Source organism: Mycobacterium sp., from assembly GCF_035653355.1.
Classification (GTDB): Bacteria; Actinomycetota; Actinomycetes; order Mycobacteriales; family Mycobacteriaceae; genus Mycobacterium.
Map to the genome: position 1 here is coordinate 1 of NZ_DASRBZ010000029.1, position 4873 is coordinate 4873.

The 4873-nt window shown below is 68.3% G+C and carries 6 protein-coding genes; 5 read left to right on the forward strand and 1 reads right to left on the reverse strand.

Features of this window, described 5'->3' with window-relative positions:
• From VFA16_RS00880 to rplL, 4 genes are all read left to right on the forward strand, one after another.
• Window positions 1-523, forward strand: a 523-nt coding sequence (locus tag VFA16_RS00880; protein ID WP_324966004.1) for a malonyl CoA-ACP transacylase, incomplete at its 5' end; no start/stop codon positions are given.
• Window positions 524-527: 4 nt separating this feature from the next.
• Window positions 528-1448 carry an ROK family protein gene (locus tag VFA16_RS00885; RefSeq protein ID WP_324966005.1) on the forward strand — a complete coding sequence of 307 codons (921 nt, stop codon included), beginning with the start codon at window positions 528-530 and terminating at the stop codon, window positions 1446-1448.
• Between the two features lie 230 nt (window positions 1449-1678).
• Window positions 1679-2296, forward strand: coding sequence for a 50S ribosomal protein L10 (rplJ, locus tag VFA16_RS00890; protein ID WP_324966006.1), 618 nt, complete (start codon window positions 1679-1681; stop codon window positions 2294-2296).
• A gap of 32 nt (window positions 2297-2328) precedes the next feature.
• The gene (gene rplL / locus VFA16_RS00895) at window positions 2329-2721 is read left to right on the forward strand and encodes a 50S ribosomal protein L7/L12 (RefSeq protein ID WP_324966007.1); all 393 of its coding nucleotides are present in this window, start codon (window positions 2329-2331) and stop codon (window positions 2719-2721) included.
• Between the two features lie 45 nt (window positions 2722-2766).
• Here the strand turns inward: rplL and VFA16_RS00900 are convergent, their stop codons facing one another.
• Entirely contained in the window at window positions 2767-3444 is a 678-nt protein-coding gene (locus VFA16_RS00900; RefSeq protein ID WP_324966008.1) for a TetR/AcrR family transcriptional regulator, read from the reverse strand.
• A gap of 68 nt (window positions 3445-3512) precedes the next feature.
• On the opposite strand from VFA16_RS00900, the gene VFA16_RS00905 reads away from it, so the two are divergent.
• Window positions 3513-4873: carotenoid oxygenase family protein (locus tag VFA16_RS00905; RefSeq protein WP_414687606.1), on the forward strand; the 1361-nt coding region annotated here is incomplete at its 3' end.

Below are 4873 nucleotides of genomic sequence, written 5' to 3' on the forward strand. Positions count from 1 at the left end.
GGCCGCGCTGCCCGCACGCGGCACCAGCGAAGGCCGGCAGCTGCGCCGCTGGCTGACCCAGCTGATCGTGACCGAACGGGTCGTCGCCGCTGCGGCCGCAGCACTGGGCCTGACCGCAGCGGACGCCCCGACCGAGGCCGACGTGTTGCCAGACATCGCGGCCCGCCTGGAGATCGGCAGCATCGCCGCGGCGGCGTTGCAGGATCCGAAGGCCCGGGCGTTGTTCGCTCACCTGACTGCGGCGGTGGAAGTCAGCGACGAGGAGGTGGCCGCCTATCACGCGCGCAACCCATTGCGGTTTGCCGCAGCACCGCGCGACCGAGACGGCTGGCGCACACCTGCCTTGGCTGCCCCGCCTTTGGCGCAGGTGCGGCTCGTGATCACCGAACACCTGCGCGGCGCCGCGCGGCGCCGCGCCTTCCGGATGTGGCTCGACCAACGCCGCGCCGCGCTCGTGCAGCTGGCCCCCGGCTACGAGCACCCCGGCGACCCACGCCAACCCGACAACACCCACCGGCACTGATCACATGCTCACCCTCGCCCTCGATATCGGCGGCACCACCATCGCCGCCGGGCTCGTGGACCCCGCTGGCACCCTGGTGTACTCGGCCACCGTCCCTACACCGAATTCCGTACGTGCCGAAGACATTTGGGCTGTGGTGGCGAAGCTGATCACCGAAGCGATCGCAGTGGCTGGCGGCGCGGTGCGCGCAGTGGGCATCGCGTCGGCCGGCCCGATCGACGTGCCCAGCGGCACCGTGAGCCCAATCAACATCACCTGCTGGCGGGGCTTCCCGCTGCGCACTCGGGTCGCGGCCGTCGTGCCCGACGTGCCCGTGCGGCTGGCCGGCGACGGACTATGCATGGTGCTCGCCGAACACGGCTACGGCGCCGGGCGAGATGCACGCTTCCTGCTCGGCATTGTGGTGTCCACCGGTGTCGGCGGCGGATTGGTGCTCGACGGCAGCGGCTACTCCGGCCGCACAGGCAACGCCGGACACGTCGGCCACGTCGTCGTCGACCCGGACGGTCAGCCCTGCTCCTGCGGCGGTCGCGGCTGCGTCGAGACCCTGGCAGCCGGCCCGGCTCTGGTCCGATGGGCGCGAGCCAACGGCTGGCGTGGCTCACCCGGAGCCGGCGCCGAACACCTGGCGAACGACGCCTCGGCGGGCGATCCGATTGCCGTGCGGGCTTTCGGTCGCGGCGCGAAGGCGCTGGCCGCCATGATTGCCTCGGTTGCGGCGGTGTGCGATCTGGACCGCGTCGTCATCGGCGGGGGAGTGGCCAACGCGGGCCCGCTGCTCTTCGACCCGCTGCGCGCGGCGCTGGCCGAACACGCCGGCCTGGACTTCCTTACCGGGCTGCGCGTGCTGCCGGCCGAGCTCGGCGCCGAGGCCGGGCTGATCGGTGCGGCCATGCTCGCCGGGTCTGAGTACCGTTTTGGCTGATAGCGACGGCCACGCTATTGTGGTGGCCGATCCACCGAAGACCGTCGGTCACCGAGAAATCGGTTGAAAGCCCGGGATACCCCGGCGGCCCGCGCAGGAGGACGAGGCATTACGTCGGCGCATGCCGACCATTCGCGCCCCGACCGCATCCTGCGTCGGGGCGTTCGTCTTTCCCGGGTAGGCCGGCCAAAGCCGTGGACCCGCAAGGACTTTCACATCAGGAGGCATGCATGGGCAGGGCTGAGAAGGCCACCGCCGTTGCAGACATCGCGGAGCAGTTCAAGGCGTCGACGGCGACTCTGATCACCGAATACCGCGGCCTGACGGTCGCCAACCTGGCCGAGCTGCGCCGCTCACTGGGCAGCGCAGCCACGTACTCGGTGGCGAAAAACACGTTGGTCAAGCGCGCTGCCTCGGAGGCGGGCATCGAGGGTCTGGACGAGTTGTTCGTCGGCCCGACCGCGATCGCCTTCGTCAGCGGTGAGCCGGTCGACGCGGCCAAAGCCATCAAGACCTTCGCCAAAGAGCACAAGGCGTTGGTCATCAAGGGCGGCTACATGGACGGTCACCCGCTGACCGTCGCCGAGGTGGAGCGCATCGCCGATCTCGAGTCGCGCGAGGTGCTGCTGGCCAAGCTGGCGGGCGCGATGAAGGGCAACCTGGCCAAGGCTGCCGGCCTATTCAATGCGCCGGCATCGCAGATGGCCCGGCTTGCCGCCGCGCTGCAGGAAAAGAAAGAGGCCGCGCCTGCTCCGGAGGCCGCATCTGCTCCGGAGGCCGCTCCGGCCCCGGCAGCAGACACGGCCGAATCACCCGCCCCCGAAACCCCGGCAGAGAGCCCGGAATAACCCCGATACCTCGATAAGGAAGGACCCCCACCATGGCAAAGCTGTCCACTGACGAACTGCTCGACGCGTTCAAGGAAATGACGCTGTTGGAGCTCTCCGACTTCGTCAAGAAGTTCGAGGAGGCCTTCGAGGTCACCGCGGCGGCCCCGGTTGCCGCCGTGGCCGCCGCTCCCGGCGGCGCACCGGCCGCAGAGGAAGCCGGCGAAGAGCAGTCCGAGTTCGACGTCATTCTGGAGTCGGCCGGCGACAAGAAGATCGGCGTGATCAAGGTGGTCCGCGAGATCGTCTCGGGTCTGGGCCTCAAGGAGGCCAAGGACCTCGTCGACAGCGCGCCCAAGCCGCTGCTGGAGAAGGTGGCCAAGGAAGCCGCCGACGAGGCCAAGAGCAAGCTCGAAGCCGCCGGCGCCACCGTCACCGTCAAGTAAGCCGACCAAACCCCGGGACCGCAACGGTCCCGGGGTTTGTCGTGCTCAGGCGCGCTGAATCGCCGCCCGCTGCGACTGCTGCACCTGCTCTGGTGAACCACCCAGGGCCACAAGCAGATTCGACGTCCCAGCGGCCAGCACCGGGCCCACTGCTGCGCCGCCGCCCGCATAGTGGCCGGCCAACTCCAGCATCACGAACCCGTGAATCAGCGCCCAGAACTGCGCCGCCACACTCACCACCGCGGGGTCGTCGTCGGGTGATCCCGCGGTAATCCGGCCAACCTGCATCGACCGGTGCACAGCCCGCACCAAGTGCGCAAAGCTCGGGTAGTGGTCGCTGATCTCGGCCAGACTCAGCGCAAGCAAATCGTGTGCCGGTGCGTTGATGCCGTGCGCGCTGGTGCTGCCGAACATCAGCCGATACATGTGCGGACGCTCGATCGCGTACCGCCGATAGGCGATACCGATGGCCATCAGGTCGGCCACCGGATCGGGTGTCTCCGGCACCGCCAGCTCGGCAGTGAACTGACGCAACCCCTCCTCGGCGACCGCGGCGATCAATCCCCGCATCCCGCCGAAGTGCGTGTACACCGCCATCGTCGAGGTGCCGGCGGCGTTAGCCACCTTGCGGGTCTGCAGCGCATCGGGGCCTTGGTCGTGCAGCAAGCCGACAGCAGCATGTAGCAGCTTGTCGCGCGCGCTGGGCTCGGTCTCCGCAGTCATCGTTGCCATCCTCGCACATACGGTGTACGGTGCAATAACAACGTTATACCACCGTTATAGGAGTGTCTGTGGCCGCTACATCTGCTTCCCCGATCCATCAGAGCGCTGAGCCAAAAAACCCATACCTGAACGACTTTCTAGCGCCCGTCCACACCGAGGTGACCGCCACCGACTTACCGGTCACCGGCCATATTCCCGACTACCTGGACGGGCGCTACCTGCGCAATGGGCCCAACCCCGTCGCGGAAGTCGACCCGGCGATCTACCACTGGTTCAGCGGAGACGGCATGGTTCACGGCGTGGCGCTGCGTGACGGCAAGGCGCGCTGGTACCGCAACCGCTGGATCCGAAGCCCCCGCGTGGCGAAGATCCTGGGCGAGCCCGCGCCCAGTCGGTTTGGCCCGCGCGCCGGAATGCTCAACCTCGGCGCCAATACGAACGTGCTCGCCCACGCCGGACGCACGCTGGCGCTAGTGGAAGGCGGCGTCGCCAACTACGAACTCACCGACGACCTCGACACCGTGGGCACCTGCGATTTCGACGGCACTTTGACCGGCGGCTACACCGCGCACCCGCACCGCGATCCGCGAACCGGCGAGCTGCACGCGGTGTCTTATTCTTTCGCGCGCGGCAACACCGTCCAGTACTCGGTGATCGACGCGCAGGGACGGGCGCGCCGCACGGTCGACATCGAAGTCGGCGGAGCGCCAGCGATCCACGACTTTTCGTTGACCGACAAATACGTCGTCATCTACGACCTTCCGGTGACGTTCGATCCGGTGCAGGTGCTACCTGTGAATGTTCCGCGCTGGCTCGGCTTGCCGGCCCGCCTGGTGCTGCAGTCGCTGATCGGACGCGTCCAGATACCGAGCCCGATTCTGGCGAGGATCAACCGCGACCCGAGGCGCAGCGACCGCTATCCCTATGCGTGGAACCCGAAATATCGGGCCCGAATCGGCGTCATGCCCCGCGAGGGCGGCAACGCCGACATCCGGTGGTTCGACATCGAACCGTGCTACGTGTTCCACCCGGTCAACGCCTACTCCGAAAACCGTGACGGCGCCGAAGTCCTCGTCCTCGACGTGGTCCGCTACGAGCGCATGTTCGAGCGTGACCGACGCGGGCCCGGCGACAGCCGTCCGACCCTGGATCGCTGGACCGTCAACCTGGCGACCGGGTCGGTGAGCACCGAACGGCGCGACGACCGCCCGCAAGAGTTCCCCAGGATCAACGAGGGCCTGACCGGCCGCCGGCACCGCTTCGGCTACACCGTCGGCCTGGACGACGGATTCCTCTCCGGCGGGGCGTCGGCATTGCGCACGTCGCTGTACAAGCACGACTACCAGACCGGATCGACCGCCGTCGCCGCCTTCGATCCGGACTTGGTGATCGGAGAGATGTGCTTCGTGCCGGCACCGTCGGCCCGCCC

What these genes read in the sequence shown, in the direction of transcription:
- VFA16_RS00885 (WP_324966005.1), top strand. Translation starts at nt 528, where the DNA reads ATGCTCACCCTCGCCCTCGATATCGGCGGCACCACCATCGCCGCCGGG.
- rplJ (WP_324966006.1), top strand. Translation starts at nt 1,679, where the DNA reads ATGGGCAGGGCTGAGAAGGCCACCGCCGTTGCAGACATCGCGGAGCAG.
- rplL (WP_324966007.1), top strand. Translation starts at nt 2,329, where the DNA reads ATGGCAAAGCTGTCCACTGACGAACTGCTCGACGCGTTCAAGGAAATG.
- VFA16_RS00900 (WP_324966008.1), bottom strand. Translation starts at nt 3,444, where the DNA reads ATGACTGCGGAGACCGAGCCCAGCGCGCGCGACAAGCTGCTACATGCT.